This is a genomic window from Confluentibacter flavum (genome assembly GCF_002843175.1).
Taxonomy (GTDB): domain Bacteria; phylum Bacteroidota; class Bacteroidia; order Flavobacteriales; family Flavobacteriaceae; genus Confluentibacter; species Confluentibacter flavum.
In genome coordinates, this window is record NZ_PJEO01000014.1 from 78913 (window position 1) to 95150 (window position 16238).

The window sequence follows — 16238 nt, forward strand, 5'->3', positions numbered from 1 at the left end:
TTTATTTTTTAACGAAATCCATTTAAAACAATGCAAGAACTCTATTGGATAGATTGGATTGTTTTATTAGTGACCCTATTAAGTATTGTTGCCTATGGAACTTGGCAAACTCGGGGCAGTAAAAATGTACAGGACTATATTAAAGGAGGCAATACCTCAAAATGGTGGACCATTGGTTTATCGGTCATGGCAACACAAGCCAGCGCCATTACTTTTCTTTCAACACCTGGACAAGCATTTAATGACGGCATGGGGTTTGTACAATTCTATTTTGGTTTACCCATAGCCATGATTGTTATTTGTATGGTTTTTATTCCTTTATATCATCGGCTTAATGTGTATACCGCTTATGAGTTTCTTGAAAACCGTTTCGATTTAAAAACCAGAACCCTTACAGCCATTTTATTTTTAATTCAGCGCGGCTTGGCGGCGGGCATCACCATTTTTGCACCTGCTATTATTTTATCGGTTGTGCTCGGTTGGAATTTATTGATCCTTAATATTATCATCGGTCTTTTAGTGATTATTTATACCGTTTCTGGCGGTACAAAGGCGGTTAATGTCACTCAAAAGCATCAAATGTTGATTATTTTTATTGGGATGCTTGTGGCATTTTTTATCATAATAAGTAAACTTCCTCAGGATATTAGCTTTACCAAAGCGCTTCATATAGCTAGTGCCAGTGGGAAAATGAATATTTTGGACTTTTCTTTTGATTTAGATAATCGTTACACATTTTGGAGTGGTATTATTGGCGGTACATTTTTAATGCTGTCGTATTTTGGCACCGACCAAAGTCAAGTACAACGCTATTTGTCTGGGAAATCTGTTAAAGAAATGCAATTGGGACTCCTTTTTAACGGCTTGTTAAAAGTACCCATGCAATTTTTTATTTTGTTGGTTGGCATTATGGTTTTTGTGTTTTATCAGTTTAACCAAGCACCTTTAAACTTTAATCCTAATGCTACGGAATTTATTCTGAATTCAGAATTTGCTGAAGAGTATAAATCGCTTCAACAAGAAGAAGACATTATTTTTAACAACAAACGGGACCATATAAAATCATACGTAAGTTATGAAAACGCTGATGCTTCCAAAGCTATTGTATTGGCGAATGAGGCTAATAAAAGCGTCAGAGATAAAGCGAAGTCACTCATTGATAAAGCGGCTGAAAAGCAAAAAATTAAAGTAGAAAAGAATGACGTTGATTATGTGTTCATTTATTTTATTTTAAATAATTTACCCAGGGGACTCATCGGGCTCCTTTTAGCCGTTATTTTAAGTGCCGCCATGTCGAGTACTTCTAGCGAATTGAATGCGTTGGGTTCTACAACAACCATGGATTTATACAAACGTAACACCAGTGAAAAAACCGAAGACCACATGGTAAAAGCTTCTAAATGGTTTACATTTGCTTGGGGCTTAATAGCGATTGGTGTTGCATGTGTTGCCAATCTTGCTGAAAACTTAATACAGTTGGTAAACATTATTGGCTCTATATTTTATGGCAATGTATTGGGCATATTTTTGTTGGCATTTTTCTTTAAATTTGTAAAAGGAAATGCCGTTTTTATAAGTGCATTACTCACACAAGCCATCGTCATTGCACTTTACTTTTTAGACCTTCACGAGTATATTAATCTTCCTTTTCTATGGTTAAATTTTGTAGGGTGTACCATAGTTATTACTATTGCAAGTATAATACAAATAACAAATCGAAATGACAGAACAATCACAAACTAAAAAAATTAAATGGGGCATTATTGGCTTAGGAGGTATTGCCAATAAATTCGCAAACGACCTTTTAACCATTAAAGATGCTGAATTATATGCGGTTGCCTCTAGAACACAGGAAAAAGCCAATGACTTTGCAAAAAAATATGGTGCAAAAAAAGCATACGCAACCTATGAGGATTTGGCAAACGATCCAAATATTGATGCCGTTTATATAGCAACACCTCATGCTCTTCATAAAGAAAATGCAATCATGTGTTTAGAAAAAGGCATCGCCGTTTTGGGTGAAAAACCTTTTGCCATGAATGCTCAGGATGTTGATGCCATGATTGCAAAAGCCAAAGAAAAGAATGTGCTTTTAATGGAAGCGCTTTGGACCTATTTCTTGCCGCATTATCAATATGTACTAAAGGAATTAGAAAATAAGACCTATGGAAATATTCTGAAAATAGAAAGTGATTTTGGATTTAAAAAACCGTTCGACACTAAAGATAGATTATTCAATAAAGCTGTTGGAGGTGGTAGTTTATTGGATATTGGCATCTACCCTATTTTTGCAAGTTTATCAACTTTAGGAATGCCGAATAATATAGAAGCTAAGGCTACTTTTTTTGAAAATGGAATAGATTCTTCATGCCACATGGTTTTTAATTACGGTGATGACGTAAAAGCCTATTTAAAAAGTTCTATTTTGGAAGTATTTCCAACGGAAGCTATTTTTTACTGTGAAAAAGGAACCATAAAAATCAATCGTGAGTTTCATTGTCCGAGTACCGTTACTTTAATTTCAGATGGAAAAGAAGAAACCATTGATTTTGGATATGATAGCAACATTTTTGGTTACAAATATGAAACCATGCACTTCAATAAACTACTTCAAGAAGGCAAAAAAGAAAGTGATATTATGACGTTTGATTTCAGTAGAAAACTTATCAAACTGCTTGATGATGTGAGGGGAATTATAAAACTGAGCTACTAAAAAACTAAAAGACCTAACTAGATTTAAATATTTAAATCTAGTTAGGTCTTTTAGTTATACATAATACTCTTAAAAGTCTAAAAATCTAAACCTTTAAAAGCGAAGCGTTCTCCATCCAAATTACATCGCTCCCCACTCTTTCAAAGAATCTTTATTCAATTTTACATAATCACCATTTCCTGCCTCTTCAGAAGCAGCCAACGATTTTTTTGCAGCAGCAATAGCGCCTGCTTTATCACCTGCTTTCGCATAAATTAAAGATTGCTGTCTTAATTGCCAAAATTGTGCCTTATCTCCAGCCATAGTTATGGCTTTATCAATCCACGTTTTAGCTTGTTTGATATCTTTACCTTCTTGTAAATAATAAACTGCGGCATTATAATAATCATTTCCTGTCGGTGTAGCGTTCATCACATTGTTTATACTAGCTAACACCATGTCATCTGTTGGCACATCAATTTTTACACCAACATAAACTTTTTCCCAAAGTATACCTAAGGTGCCACTATTGCTTGTTAAATCGTCAAATGTTATGGTGAATGTTTCAATATTCATTGGCAAAGGATAAATTTCAGCATTCACTTTTACTGCCACTTTAGAATCATCCCATTCAGCTGGCAAGCCACCGTTGTTTGCATCTGTATAAAATATAACATCCCATGCAGTAGCGTTTGGAATGGCATAAATGGCATAGGTTCCTGCTTTTAAAGTCGTGCCACTTACTTTAACATCTGTACTAAAAGTAATTTTTGTGTTTTGATTAGCACCTAAACGCCAAACCTGACCATAAGGCACCAAATCTCCAAAAATCTTACGATCTCTCATATTGGGTCTAGAATATTCTAGAGTTACATCTGTTAATCCAACCTTCTGCTCAACTTTAGAAAACGGACTTGGTTGTGGTGTTACAATTTGTGCGTTAACCGTCAGTACAGTAGTCATGGTTAGCAATAATAATAGTAGTTTTTTCATGTTATTTTTTGATTTTATTTTAACTTTTAAAGTTAATCATTCTTAATTTCTAATTTGTTAACAAAACCTTAAATTAAGCACGGATTGTTTATAAATACCTATAATGGAAACCTTTAATTAAGCTAATGTGCTTCCAGGTGCTTTTTCTATAACTTTTTAGTTTTCAGTAAATTATTTATTTAAATGCTAACCATAAAATTTTCGTAGTTCCTTTTTAAGCCTTTACTTTGGCTATTATTTACTACCATAATTATGAACCATACGATAGCAACATGCCTATTGATATTTTTTTCTTGGGTTGCTATATCCCAAACCAGATATATCGACCCTGTTTTCGATAGTATAAGCAGTAAAACCTACACCTATTCCATTAAGGGTAAAGACACCTTGAAGTTAGATATTTACGAACCTGAAAACGATTCATTAATCAAAAGACCTTTGTTTGTTATTGTGCATGGAGGTGGTTTTAATTCTGGCAATAGAAATGCTAATTCGTTGATTAATTTGGCCGAAAATGTTGCCAAAAAAGGGTATGTCGTAACGTCTATCGATTATAGGCTATTGAGAAAAAATGACTATTTTGGTTGTAATTTATCTGTAAACAAAAAATTGAAAGTTTATAGCAATACCGCAGACGATTTACTTAGTGCATTAGAATATTTAGTGAATTACAAAACCAATTTTAGAATAGATGAGTCTAAAATTGTCATCATAGGTATTAGTGCTGGAGCAGAGACGGCTTTAAATGTTGTCTATAATAGAGAACTGGTTATTAGAAATTTAGATCGGTATGCCCATATTAAACCTGCCGCAGTTATTTCTGTTTCTGGTGCTTTATTAAATTCCGATATCATAAATAATGCGGTTCCTGGCGTTTTTTATCATGGTGCCTTGGATAAAATTGTTCCCTATGGCAAGGGAGCTCATCATACCTGCGATTTAAAAAGTAAGGGGTTTTTAATAATCGATGGATCTAAACGAATTACCGAAAAATTAGAAGCTCTTAATTCGAGTTTCATGTTTTATAGTTATTTAAAACAAGGTCATCATGAATTTGACATCCCCAACGATGATATTAAAGAAGCCTTTATTTTCATTAACGATATTGTCTTCGAAAAAAAATTCTATCAGGCGAAAATTACACAATAAAGCAGTCAACCAAAACTGCTCAATACTTTATTTAGTCTTTTTAAAGTCCTTAAAGACATCATTTCCCATTATTTGAATGTATCCATTTTCATGTTTGTATATGTTTCATACTGTTAATATTTGTTTAACTTTTAATTTAAATCATTAAACATTTGTATCTTTGAGCTATATTTATAAAGCCATGGCAAAGAAGAAAGTAATAAGTGCAAAAGACATCATTACCTTTTATATGGATTATGTGTTAGAGCATAATGAACATCCAAAATCGGTGTATGCATTTGCAAAAGCAAATAATTTTGAAGAATCCTTGTTTTATACTCATTTCGGATCGTTTGAAGCAATTGAAAAACATGTATTCAAAGTGTTTTTTGAGAATACCATCACTGTGTTGGAAAAGAATGAGGATTACAAGACATATGACTCACGCAACAAGTTATTGGCATTTTACTTTACCTTTTTTGAAAACTTAACTGCCAATAGAAGTTATGTGGTGTATGCTTTTAACAAACACAAAAACAGTCTTAAAAATCTAGATGTCCTATCGGAATTAAAGCGTCATTTTTCAAAATACATTGACCAATTAGGTATTGAAACACTTGATATCAAACAGGCTCAAATTGAAAAACTTCAAAACAAAGCCATTAGCGAATCTGCTTGGATTCAACTGCTGGTAACCATGAAATTCTGGATGGATGACACGTCCGCCAGTTTTGAAAAAACCGACATTTTTATAGAAAAATCGATAAATACCAGTTTCGATATTTTGAATGTAGCACCCATTAAAAGTGTTATTGACTTTGGAAAATTTCTTTTCAAGGAAAAAATGCACATGAATTAAAAAATAATTAATGAAAACCATAGACAGTATACCTACTTCAAAAATGCAACGTGCCAGTAAATTGGTATCAACAGGCGCCAAAGTCGGTGTTAATTACCTCAAGTATTATGGGGATAAAATGATAAACCCTGAGACAGAGGCTAAAGATCGTTTAAACAAAAATAATGCGGAAGATATTTATGATGGACTGAAACAACTAAAAGGAAGTGCTTTAAAAGTAGCGCAAATGTTAAGCATGGAAAAAAGTATTTTACCTCAGGCTTACGTTGAAAAATTTTCGCTTTCGCAATTTTCTGTACCGCCATTATCCGCGCCCCTAGTTTTAAAAACATTCAAAACGTATTTTGGGAAATCGCCAAATGAGATATTCGATACTTTTAATGCAACTTCTGTAAACGCCGCAAGCATCGGACAAGTCCATATTGCGGAAAAAGAAGGGAAGAAACTTGCTGTGAAAATCCAATATCCAGGAGTTGCACAAAGTATCGCGTCAGATTTGGCTATGGTAAAGCCTATAGCCATGAGCATGTTTAATATCAAAGGAAAGGATTCCGATAAATATTTTAAGGAAGTAGAAAATAAACTTATTGAGGAAACAGATTATGTGTTGGAAATGAAGCAAAGTAAAGAAATTGCTTTAGCTTGCTCTCACATTTCCAACCTATTGTTCCCAAATTATTATGAAGATTGGTCCTGTGAACGCATCATTACCATGGATTATATGGAAGGTGAACATATTTCAGAATTCACAGCTCACAACAATAATGTTGAAAAGTCCAATAAATTAGGACAATCGCTTTGGGATTTCTATATGTATCAAATACATGTATTGAAAAAAGTGCACGCAGACCCGCATCCTGGTAATTTTTTAATTTCAAAAAATGCAGAGCTTATCGCATTAGATTTTGGTTGTATGAAAGCCATCCCTAATGAATTTTATGTGCCCTATTTTGAATTGGCTAAACCAGAAAACATCCAAAATAAAGCTTATTTTCTATCAAAACTGTTTGAACTCGAAATTCTAAAAGCAGATGATAGTAAAGAAGAATTGGAATTTTTCACCACTATGTTTCACGAGATGCTAAGTTTATTTACACAGCCGTTTCATAACGAGCATTTTGATTTTGCAGATAAAAATTTCTTCGGAAAAATTGCTGAACTAGGTGAACGCTATTCTAAAAGTACCGATCTCAAAAAAATGAATGGTAATAGAGGTTCTAAACATTTTATTTATATCAACCGAACCTTTTTTGGGTTGTATAATTTAATGTTCGACTTAAAGGCCAGCAACATCAAAATAAATAATTACAAGCATTTATAATGGCTTATTTCAGCAACAAGGACATTTCAGAATTAAATCATTTTTATAAAATAAATCTTATCAACAGTTGTTCTGGCTATAAATCAGCAAACTTAATTGGCACAAAATCAGCTAATGGTATTTCTAATGTGGCCATTTTTAGTTCGGTAATTCACCTAGGTTCAGAACCCGCATTGTTAGGTTTTATTTTAAGACCAGCAACCGTTACGCGCAATACCTACGAGAATATTAAAGAAACTGGGGTTTATACCATAAATCATGTACACCAAGCCATTATTGAGGATGCGCATCATACCTCCGCAAAATACGAGTCATCCATTTCAGAATTTGATATGACTGCATTGGAAGAAGCGTATTTAAACAATCTTTACGCCCCTTATGTTAAAAATGCGCCTGTTCAAATAGCCATGAATTATGTTGAAGAATACCCTATTAAAGAAAACGGTACCATCCTTTTGGTTGGAGAAATCCAGCATTTAAACATCAATGATCATCTTTTAAAAGATGATGGCTTTGTCAATTTATTAGAAGCAAATGTTGTTGCTATTAATGGTTTAGATAGTTACACTGTGCCCATGTCACATACACGGTTGGCTTACCAAAGACCTAAAAAATCATCATAAATGAAAATACTCGTTACAGGTGCCACTGGTTATATTGGTAAAAGGCTCATCCCTTTATTAATCCAAGAGGGTCATGATATTGTGTGCACTGTAAGAGATACGATGCGTGCAGATAAAGGTTATTTGAAAGAAGAAAAAGTTTCTTTTGTTCAAGTAAATTTTTTGAATGAAGATACTTTAAAAAATATTCCAAAGAATATCGATGTTGCTTATTACTTGATACATTCCATGTCTAATGCCTCAGAAGATTTTAGTATTCTGGAAGCTAACTGTGCTTTGAATTTTAAAAATAGCATGGAACAAACTGCTGTGAAACAAGTTATTTATTTAAGTGGCATCACAAACGAAAAAGAACTTTCCAAACATCTAAGTTCACGTAAGCATGTAGAAGAGGTTTTACAATCAAATACCTATGCATTAACCATTTTTAAAGCTGGTATTATTGTCGGTTCTGGCAGTTCTTCTTTTGAAATTATAAGGGATTTGGTTGAAAAACTACCTTTTATGATAGCACCAAAATGGCTGAATACAAAAACACAGCCTATTGCGGTAAGGGATGTTTTGTCCTTTTTAGTAAATAGTGCCGGAAATACAACTTTATACAATACCTCTTATGATATTTTCGGACCAGAAATATTGACCTATAAAGAGATGTTACTTAAGTTTGCTGAAGTACGAAAACTTAAAAGATATATCGTCACTGTTCCTGTGATGACGCCTAAATTATCATCATATTGGTTGTATTTTGTGACGTCCACATCCTATAAATTGGCGACGACTTTGGTAGATAGTATGGGCGTTCAAATTATTGGAAAACCGAGTAATATCAACAGTGTTCTAGGTGTTTCACCCTTAACTTACAAGAAAGCTGTGGAGTTAGCTTTTGAGAAAATTGAGCAAAATAGTATTATTTCAAGTTGGAAAGATTCTTTGGTCAGTAGCGGCAGATTGGGAAATGATTTACATAAATACATTAACGTTCCACAATTTGGGTGTTTTAAAGATTACAAAGAAAGTAAGGTCCAAAATGAAACCGATACACTGGATAAAATTTGGGCCATTGGCGGTACCAATGGTTGGTATTATGGTAACTTTTTATGGAAAATCCGAGGATATATCGATAAACTTTTTGGAGGCATTGGATTAAGACGAGGCAGAACGAGTCCCACGGATTTGGATGCTGGCGATGCCCTAGACTTTTGGCGTGTTATTTTTGCAGATAAGTCACAAAAAAAATTATTGCTTTATGCCGAAATGAAGCTTCCGGGCGAAGCTTGGTTAGAATTCAAAATCGAAGATGGCATTTTAAAACAAACAGCCACATTCAGACCTCGTGGATTGGTTGGCAGATTGTATTGGTATGCTGTTTTACCGTTCCATGGGATTATTTTTAATGGATTGATCAAAGAATTAGCCCATTAAAACATGATTAAAAAACAACACTTACCTCAAAAAACATGTGTTGTTTGTCAATTGCCATTTACGTGGCGAAAAAAATGGGAAAAGAACTGGGAATCCTTTAAAAATCACGCTGGAATTCTCAAAAAAATTCTATTGTAAAAAATGAAAGTCTTCACATTTTAAATAGCATACTCTAGCTGAGCGTAAATAGTATTACTAATTTTACGGTAATACATGCCTAAAATGTTAATTTTTGTTTAACATATATTTAATAATGTTAAACATTTTATATATTTGGTGTATGGTATTAGACACCACATATAAAAATAAAGAACACGAAAACCTTATCAATGATTTGGTTGGAAAACGCTTTTCGTTTTTACAGTCAATTAAAATGAAAGGCATCGGTTCTAAACGTATGATTATAGACGAGGTTAGTCCGAATATGAAAACATATACCAACAAAATTTACTATGTTAATTATGCCAATATTGAAATGCGCCCATTTGGTATTTTAATTAGAATTAACAAAGGGTTGAGTAATTTTACCTGGGTGATTCCTTACTATCAATTGGTGATTTATAAAACTAACGGAAGTTGCATTCACGCACAAGGCAGATTTATTAAATTCAGAAATAATATAAACTTCAAAGAAAATAAAGCATTTTTCGATAAGCTTTTAGACAAAAAAATAGAACATGAATCCCAATACAATTTTCAGGGTATATGATGGTTTTTTCGGAAATTGATATAGATAGAATCATAGAAATGGCTTGGGAAGACCGAACCACTTTTGAAGCTATTAAATTTCAATTTCATATCAATGAACAAGAGGTTATTGAAGTGATGCGGCGCGAACTGAAATCTTGTAGTTTTAAAAGATGGCGGAAGCGTGTACAAGGTCGCGCCACAAAACATGAAAAATTAAGAAGTTTTGACTTAGGAAGGTTTAAATGCTACAGGCAAAAACATATTTCCAATAACATGATATCAAAAAGTTGTTGACAAACACTAAAATGCTAATATTTACTTAATATATCCTATTAAAATAATGGAAATATCCTATAATTTATTATATTGGTAAATTGTGGCAAAAAAGTCGCATCAAATAAAAAAATAAATAATATTTAGACTGGAAATTATGGATATTGTTAACAAAGCTTTAGAATTTGAACAACGCAAACAAGTATTTAAAACAACTAGCGAACGCATAGAGGCATCAAGAGAGGTAAAAGATCTTATTTTAGATTTGAACACGGTTTATAAAACCGAAAAAGATCCGAAATTAATGGATATTATGAAACGCCTAACTGCCATCAAACAAAAAATAGAAAAGCGTCTTAAGGGACGCCCATAATTAAAATGAAAACGATATTAATAATTGGAGGTAGCAAAGGTATAGGACATTCCATTGTAAATGCATTAGTAAATACCCATAACATTATTAATATCAGCAGAAGCACACCGCAACTGACTCACGATAATTTAAAGCATTACAGTTGTGATATTACAAAAGATGATCTTCCTGATATTGAAAAAGCAGACGGATTAATATATTGTCCGGGGAGCATCAATTTAAAACCCATATCCCGATTAAGCATCGACGAGTTTAAAGAGGATTTCGAAATCAATGTTTTGGGTGCCGTCAAGGCAATTCAAAAGTATTTGCCTATTCTTAAAAATGGAAACAAACCTGCCATCATTCTTTTTAGTACTGTGGCCGCAAAATTAGGAATGCCATTTCATGCGTCTATTGCCAGTGCCAAAGCTGGTGTTGAAGGCTTGGTGAAATCTTTAGGAGCCGAATTAGCACCAACCATTAGGATAAATGCCATTGCACCAACGGTTACGGATACCGAATTGGCTTCCAAATTGTTACGTAACGATAAAATGATTGAAGCCATCACAGAGCGTCATCCTCTTAAAAAAATATTAAAACCTGACGAAGTTGCAGAAATGGCTGTATTTTTATTATCAGAAAAAGCAGCGTCCATCTCTGGGCAAATATTCCAAATGGATTGTGGCATTGTTTCATTCAAAATATAATCTTATAAATTTATTCCTATGAAAAAATTAATCCTGTTAAGTTTAATCCTTTTAGTATCTACAAGATCCATGTCACAAGCACCTAAATCATCTATCTACGACATCAAACTTACTGGTTTGGATGGCAGTCAAATAGACTTAAATAAGTTTAAAGGAAAACACATTTTGTTTGTCAACGTAGCCTCTAAATGTGGTTTTACGGGACAATATGCCGAATTACAAGAGCTTTATAACCAGCACAAAGGAAACCTGATGGTCATTGGGGCTCCTTGCAACCAATTTGCCAATCAAGAATCTGGAACTGCTAAAGAGATACAAGCTTTTTGCGAAGCCAATTATGGTGTGACCTTTTTAATGACGGAGAAATTAGACGTCAAAGGAGACAGTCAACATCCATTATACCAATGGTTGACAAAAGCATCAAAAAATGGCAAAGTGGATTCTGAAGTTAAATGGAATTTTCAAAAATATTTGGTGGATGGCAAAGGCAATTTAGTTGATTATTATTTATCAGCTGTAACACCTATGGATGCCAAAATTGTCAAAAACCTACAGTGAAAATTTTAAAACTCATTGCTATATTTTTAATCATCAATTTTGGCGCACTAGCCATTGGCTCATGGCTCATGGATAATGGGCCAACGTCCGATTGGTACACCAATTTAAATCAAGCGCCTTGGACGCCGCCGGGATGGGTTTTTGGTGCAGCTTGGTCGTTTATAATGGTTTGTTTTTCAATATATATGGCTTACCTGTATGCTGAAGTACCAACCACCAAAATAAAAACATTATTCATCATCCAGTTTGTACTAAATGTCTCATGGAATTACATTTTTTTCAATCAACATCTGGTAAGTTTAGGACTTTTGGTCATTGTTTTGCTCACCATATTAGTCGCTGGGTTTTTATTCACGTTTAACAAGCAGCTCAAACTTAAAAGCATCTTGATACTCCCCTATTTTGTTTGGTTGTGTATTGCAACATCCCTTAATGTCTACATTCTTTTTAATAATTAATGAAAGTATATACCCTTTATAAAAAACAGCTTTTACCAATTTCAAAAAAGGAAGCTTGGTTATTTCTATCAGACCCAAAAAATTTAAAAACCATCACACCCGATTATATGGGTTTTGATATTTTATCTGGAGCAGACAGACCCATGTTTGCTGGTCAAATCATACAATATATTGTAACTCCCTTATTAGGTATTAAAACCAAATGGGTGACCGAAATCACACATGTGGTTGATGGCAAATATTTTGTGGATGAACAACGTTTTGGACCGTATGTCTTGTGGCATCACAAACATTTTATAAAAGAGATTGATGGCGGTGTGGAAATGGAAGACATTATTGATTATAAAGTACCTTATGGGATTTTAGGTCAACTCGTTCAGCCTATTTTAGTCAAACCGAAATTAGAGGAAATCTTCAATTACCGAACTAAAAAATTGGAAGAACTGTTTGGTAAATTTTAAATTATGAACCCATCCATTAGCATTTTCTGGTTTCGTCGCGATCTGCGTTTAGATGATAACAAAGGTCTATTTGAAGCTTTAAAGGACGAAGAAAACATATTGCCTATTTTTATTTTTGATAAACAGATTTTAGAGTCACTTCCTGAAGATGATGCGCGCGTCACGTTTATTTATGAAACACTCCAAACGATGCGCCATACACTCCAAACTAAGTATGACAGTAATTTGGCTTTGTATTATGGAACTCCTTTAGACGTTTACAAACAATTGATGGACACCTACAACATCAAAGCGGTTTATACCAATCATGATTACGAACCGTATGCCAAAGAACGGGATGCTGAAATTAAGTCTTTATTGGAAAAGCATCACATTATTTTTAAAACGTATAAAGACCAAGTCATTTTCGAGAAAAATGAGATTATAAAAAGTGATGGCACCCCTTATGTGGTTTATACACCATATATGAAATTATGGAAACAAACATTTAAATCCGTTACCCTTGAAACCTACAACACTGAGGCTTATTTTAAAAATTTAATCAGAACTAGCGATGTTCCCAACCTCACTTTAAACGCTATTGGTTTTAAAAAATCATCACAAATCATTGCGGATTACAACGTCAATTCCCACCTTATTCAAAACTACGAAGCCACTAGAAATTTCCCCGTACAAGATGCCACCTCCAAATTAGGACCGCATTTACGCTTTGGAACGGTGAGCATTCGCGCCATGGTTAAAAAAGCGGTTTCAGAAAACAATGAGATTTTTTGGCAAGAACTCATTTGGCGCGAATTTTTTATGCAAATTCTGTGGCACTTTCCACATACGGTGACACAAAGTTTTAAACCGCAATACGACCGGATTGTTTGGCGAAATAATGAAGACGAATTCAAATTATGGTGTAAAGGTCAAACGGGTTATCCGTTTGTAGATGCTGGCATGCGCCAACTTAATGAAACGGGATTTATGCACAACCGGGTTCGTATGGTCGTGGGGAGTTTTTTATGCAAACATTTATTAATCGACTGGCGTTGGGGCGAAGCCTATTTTGCCGAAAAACTGCATGATTACGACATGGCAAGCAATGTGGGCAATTGGCAATGGGTAGCTGGTTGTGGTGTGGATGCGGCACCTTACTTTAGAATATTCAATCCTACCACACAAATTGAAAAGTTCGATAAGGATTTGAAATACATTCATAAATGGGTTCCAGAATTTCAAGAACTTACCTATCCACAACCCATGGTGGATCATGGTTTTGCCAGGGAACGCTGTTTAAAAACTTATAAGGAGGCTTTAGCCTAATAAACAAATATTCATTAGCACAAATCAATTTGTGGATATTCGTGTAATTCGTGGTTAAGTTTTTAAAACATGTAAGAGAAGAGAGATAGTGCTCTTTATTTATTTTGTGGCGAATAATTTCACGTCATTTTCACTTACTTCATTACCACCTAGTATAATTAAGCGTTCTACAACATTACGCAATTCTCTAATATTACCAGTCCAATCGTAATTTTGCAACAACTTTATAGCTGCATCTGAAAATACTTTTTTGGCATTACCGTGTTCATCAGCTATTTTATTGGTAAAATAATCAATGAGCATTGGGATATCTTCTCTTCTATCATTAAGTGGTGGCACTTGAATTAAAATTACTGCCAATCTATGGTACAAATCCTCACGAAATCTACCTTCTTCAATTTCCTTTTTTAAATTTTTATTGGTAGCAGCGACCACGCGAACATTTACCTTAATATCTTTATCGCTACCCACACGCTGGATTCTGCTTTCTTGCAGGGCCCGTAGAACTTTAGCTTGTGCTGATAAACTCATATCTCCTATTTCATCTAAAAAAATAGTACCTCCATTAGCGGCTTCAAATTTTCCAGCTCTATCTTTTACAGCACTTGTAAATGCACCTTTGACGTGCCCGAACAATTCGCTTTCTATTAACTCACTAGGTATGGCAGCACAATTAACCTCAATCATTGGTCCTTCAAATCGATCGCTTTTTTGGTGCAACCAATGTGCCACCAATTCTTTACCCGTTCCATTTGGCCCTGTAATAAGAACCCGTGCATCTGTTTGTGCTACTTTTTCAATAATGTCTTTTATATGGCTAATAGCTTTACTCTCGCCAACCATTTCAAAATTTTTACTGACTTTTTTCTTTAGAAGCTTATTTTCAACAACAAGTTCTTTTTTGTCCAAAGCATTTCTAACCGTATTTAACAATCTGTTTAAATCCGGTGGTTTAGAAATATAATCAAAAGCTCCTAATCGCATGGTATTAACGGCGGTATCTAAATCACCGTGACCAGAAATCATAACTATCGGTATTTCTGGTTTTAATTTTTTTACGACTTCCAATACCTCAACACCATCCATTTTAGGCATTTTTATATCGCAAAGAATCAAATCAAAATCATCATTTTTAATTTTTTCAATACCTTCGAGACCATCTTGAGCTTCTTCTACATGATACGTATCATTTTCTTCTGAAAGAATTTTTGTTAACACGCGTCTTATAGCTGCTTCGTCTTCTATTATTAAAATTTTTGGCATTCCTTTTTAGATTTAAGATTAGAGATGAAAGATTAAAGACATCTATATTCATATTTATATTATTTAAATGAGCTTTGAAATCATAATATCATTTAGTGTTTTTCAATTTATACTCATTTTTTTTAATTAATTGGCCAATATATATCGCTTTAACATCTACTAAAATAATCTATTATAAATTTACATACTAAACCAAAGCATATTCAAAGAACCTAGTTTTTTCATTTATCTTTTGGCTTTTATTTATCTTTTGTCTGTCCAATAATATGAATATCTCTTTGTGGAAATGGTATGGTTACATTATGTTCCCTAAATAATCGATCTATTTCATAGCGGATATCACTTTTTGGCATGTTAGCCGTAAAACTATCTGACAAGGTAAATATGACTTTAAAATCAAGAGAACTCTCACCAAAATTATCAAATAGTACCACAACTTCTGGTTCAGGCAATACATTGGGATGCGAACTGGCTGCTTGTATTAATAGTTTTCGGACCAATTGGACATCACTGCCATAAGCTACCCCAACGGACACAATCTCTCTAGTAGTAGTGCCATTTTGCGTCCAATTATAAAGACTATTTTCTAAATATAAATGGTTTGGAATTATCAAAACCTTATTAGTGATGGTCACGGCTCTTGTCGTCCGTAATTTAATTTCTTCCACGCGTCCTACCTTACCATCTATTTCAATTATATCCCCAACATGAACGGATTGGTCAATTAAAATAAAAACACCGGAAATGATATCTTGAAATAAGGTTTGAAGTGCTAATCCAATACCAATCATTAATGCTGCAGATGCTGCAAAAACAGCTGTCACATTGACCCCTAAACCATTTAAAGTAATAAGCAGAATAACTAAATAGATCAACCATCTAAAATATCCAAAAACAACATTGAATTTACCTTTATCATCTTCCGGAAGTTTCTTTGTTAAAACTCTTAAAACCAATCTTAAAATAAGCGTGGTTATGAAAATAATCGTAATAACCACTAAAACATCTTTTACGGAAATACTAATATCTTTAGTAAAATCGAAATGTAGATTTAGCAATTCTTTGGTTTTTTCCCAAAGGGAACTTTCTTTAATGGTATCCTCTATTTTTTGTAAATCCTGACTCAT

At 33.8% G+C, this 16238-nt stretch carries 19 protein-coding genes; 16 read left to right on the forward strand and 3 right to left on the reverse strand.

Annotated features, from left to right (window positions below; translation table 11 throughout):
• The first annotated feature begins 30 nt into the window (after positions 1–30).
• Both CSW08_RS03290 and CSW08_RS03295 read left to right on the forward strand, forming a co-directional pair.
• On the forward strand, positions 31–1743 hold the full coding sequence (locus CSW08_RS03290) for a sodium:solute symporter (RefSeq protein ID WP_106658479.1): 1713 nt from the start codon (positions 31–33) through the stop codon (positions 1741–1743).
• Positions 1721–2713, forward strand: a complete 993-nt coding sequence (locus CSW08_RS03295) for a Gfo/Idh/MocA family protein (RefSeq protein ID WP_106658480.1) — start codon at positions 1721–1723, stop codon at positions 2711–2713. The genes CSW08_RS03290 and CSW08_RS03295 overlap by 23 nt, the downstream gene beginning before the upstream one ends.
• Before the next feature lie 120 nt (positions 2714–2833).
• Here CSW08_RS03295 and CSW08_RS03300 read toward each other — a convergent pair whose 3' ends face one another.
• The gene (locus CSW08_RS03300) at positions 2834–3685 is read right to left on the reverse strand and encodes a DUF2911 domain-containing protein (protein WP_106658481.1); all 852 of its coding nucleotides are present in this window, start codon (positions 3683–3685) and stop codon (positions 2834–2836) included.
• Between the two features lie 252 nt (positions 3686–3937).
• Between CSW08_RS03300 and CSW08_RS03305 the strand changes: the two genes are divergently transcribed.
• The 14 genes from CSW08_RS03305 to CSW08_RS03370 all read left to right on the forward strand — a co-directional run bounded on the left by CSW08_RS03305 (position 3938) and on the right by CSW08_RS03370 (position 13848).
• A complete protein-coding gene (locus CSW08_RS03305; protein WP_106658482.1) occupies positions 3938–4834 on the forward strand; it encodes an alpha/beta hydrolase in 897 nt (298 codons plus the stop codon).
• 181 nt (positions 4835–5015) lie between these two features.
• On the forward strand, positions 5016–5672 hold the full coding sequence (locus tag CSW08_RS03310; protein ID WP_106658483.1) for a TetR family transcriptional regulator C-terminal domain-containing protein: 657 nt from the start codon (positions 5016–5018) through the stop codon (positions 5670–5672).
• Between the two features lie 10 nt (positions 5673–5682).
• A complete protein-coding gene (locus CSW08_RS03315) occupies positions 5683–6993 on the forward strand; it encodes an ABC1 kinase family protein (protein WP_106658484.1) in 1311 nt (436 codons plus the stop codon).
• Positions 6993–7616 (forward strand): flavin reductase family protein, encoded by a 624-nt coding sequence (locus CSW08_RS03320; protein ID WP_106658485.1) that lies wholly within the window; start codon positions 6993–6995, stop codon positions 7614–7616. Before CSW08_RS03315 ends, CSW08_RS03320 begins: the two co-directional genes overlap by 1 nt.
• A complete protein-coding gene (locus tag CSW08_RS03325; RefSeq protein WP_106658486.1) occupies positions 7617–9038 on the forward strand; it encodes an SDR family oxidoreductase in 1422 nt (473 codons plus the stop codon).
• 6 nt (positions 9039–9044) lie between these two features.
• Positions 9045–9176: a DUF2256 domain-containing protein gene (locus tag CSW08_RS03330; RefSeq protein ID WP_106658696.1), complete on the forward strand. Its 132-nt coding sequence runs from the start codon at positions 9045–9047 to the stop codon at positions 9174–9176.
• A gap of 115 nt (positions 9177–9291) precedes the next feature.
• A complete protein-coding gene (locus CSW08_RS03335; protein ID WP_238987191.1) occupies positions 9292–9747 on the forward strand; it encodes a hypothetical protein in 456 nt (151 codons plus the stop codon).
• The gene (locus CSW08_RS03340) at positions 9744–10022 is read left to right on the forward strand and encodes a TIGR03643 family protein (RefSeq protein WP_106658487.1); all 279 of its coding nucleotides are present in this window, start codon (positions 9744–9746) and stop codon (positions 10020–10022) included. The genes CSW08_RS03335 and CSW08_RS03340 overlap by 4 nt, the downstream gene beginning before the upstream one ends.
• A 136-nt stretch (positions 10023–10158) precedes the next feature.
• Positions 10159–10374, forward strand: coding sequence for a hypothetical protein (locus CSW08_RS03345; RefSeq protein ID WP_100614655.1), 216 nt, complete (start codon positions 10159–10161; stop codon positions 10372–10374).
• Positions 10375–10379: 5 nt separating this feature from the next.
• Positions 10380–11063 (forward strand): SDR family NAD(P)-dependent oxidoreductase, encoded by a 684-nt coding sequence (locus tag CSW08_RS03350; RefSeq protein ID WP_106658488.1) that lies wholly within the window; start codon positions 10380–10382, stop codon positions 11061–11063.
• A gap of 18 nt (positions 11064–11081) precedes the next feature.
• A complete protein-coding gene (locus tag CSW08_RS03355; RefSeq protein ID WP_106658489.1) occupies positions 11082–11621 on the forward strand; it encodes a glutathione peroxidase in 540 nt (179 codons plus the stop codon).
• Positions 11618–12079: a TspO/MBR family protein gene (locus CSW08_RS03360; RefSeq protein ID WP_106658490.1), complete on the forward strand. Its 462-nt coding sequence runs from the start codon at positions 11618–11620 to the stop codon at positions 12077–12079. The genes CSW08_RS03355 and CSW08_RS03360 overlap by 4 nt, the downstream gene beginning before the upstream one ends.
• Positions 12079–12540 (forward strand): SRPBCC family protein, encoded by a 462-nt coding sequence (locus CSW08_RS03365; RefSeq protein WP_106658491.1) that lies wholly within the window; start codon positions 12079–12081, stop codon positions 12538–12540. The genes CSW08_RS03360 and CSW08_RS03365 overlap by 1 nt, the downstream gene beginning before the upstream one ends.
• Positions 12541–12543: 3 nt before the next feature.
• Positions 12544–13848, forward strand: a complete 1305-nt coding sequence (locus CSW08_RS03370; protein WP_106658492.1) for a cryptochrome/photolyase family protein — start codon at positions 12544–12546, stop codon at positions 13846–13848.
• A gap of 99 nt (positions 13849–13947) precedes the next feature.
• Here CSW08_RS03370 and CSW08_RS03375 read toward each other — a convergent pair whose 3' ends face one another.
• Together CSW08_RS03375 and CSW08_RS03380 are read right to left on the reverse strand one after the other, a co-directional pair.
• Positions 13948–15111: a sigma-54-dependent transcriptional regulator gene (locus tag CSW08_RS03375; RefSeq protein WP_106658493.1), complete on the reverse strand. Its 1164-nt coding sequence runs from the start codon at positions 15109–15111 to the stop codon at positions 13948–13950.
• Between the two features lie 239 nt (positions 15112–15350).
• Positions 15351–16238 (reverse strand): mechanosensitive ion channel family protein, encoded by an 888-nt coding sequence (locus CSW08_RS03380; protein ID WP_106658494.1) that lies wholly within the window; start codon positions 16236–16238, stop codon positions 15351–15353.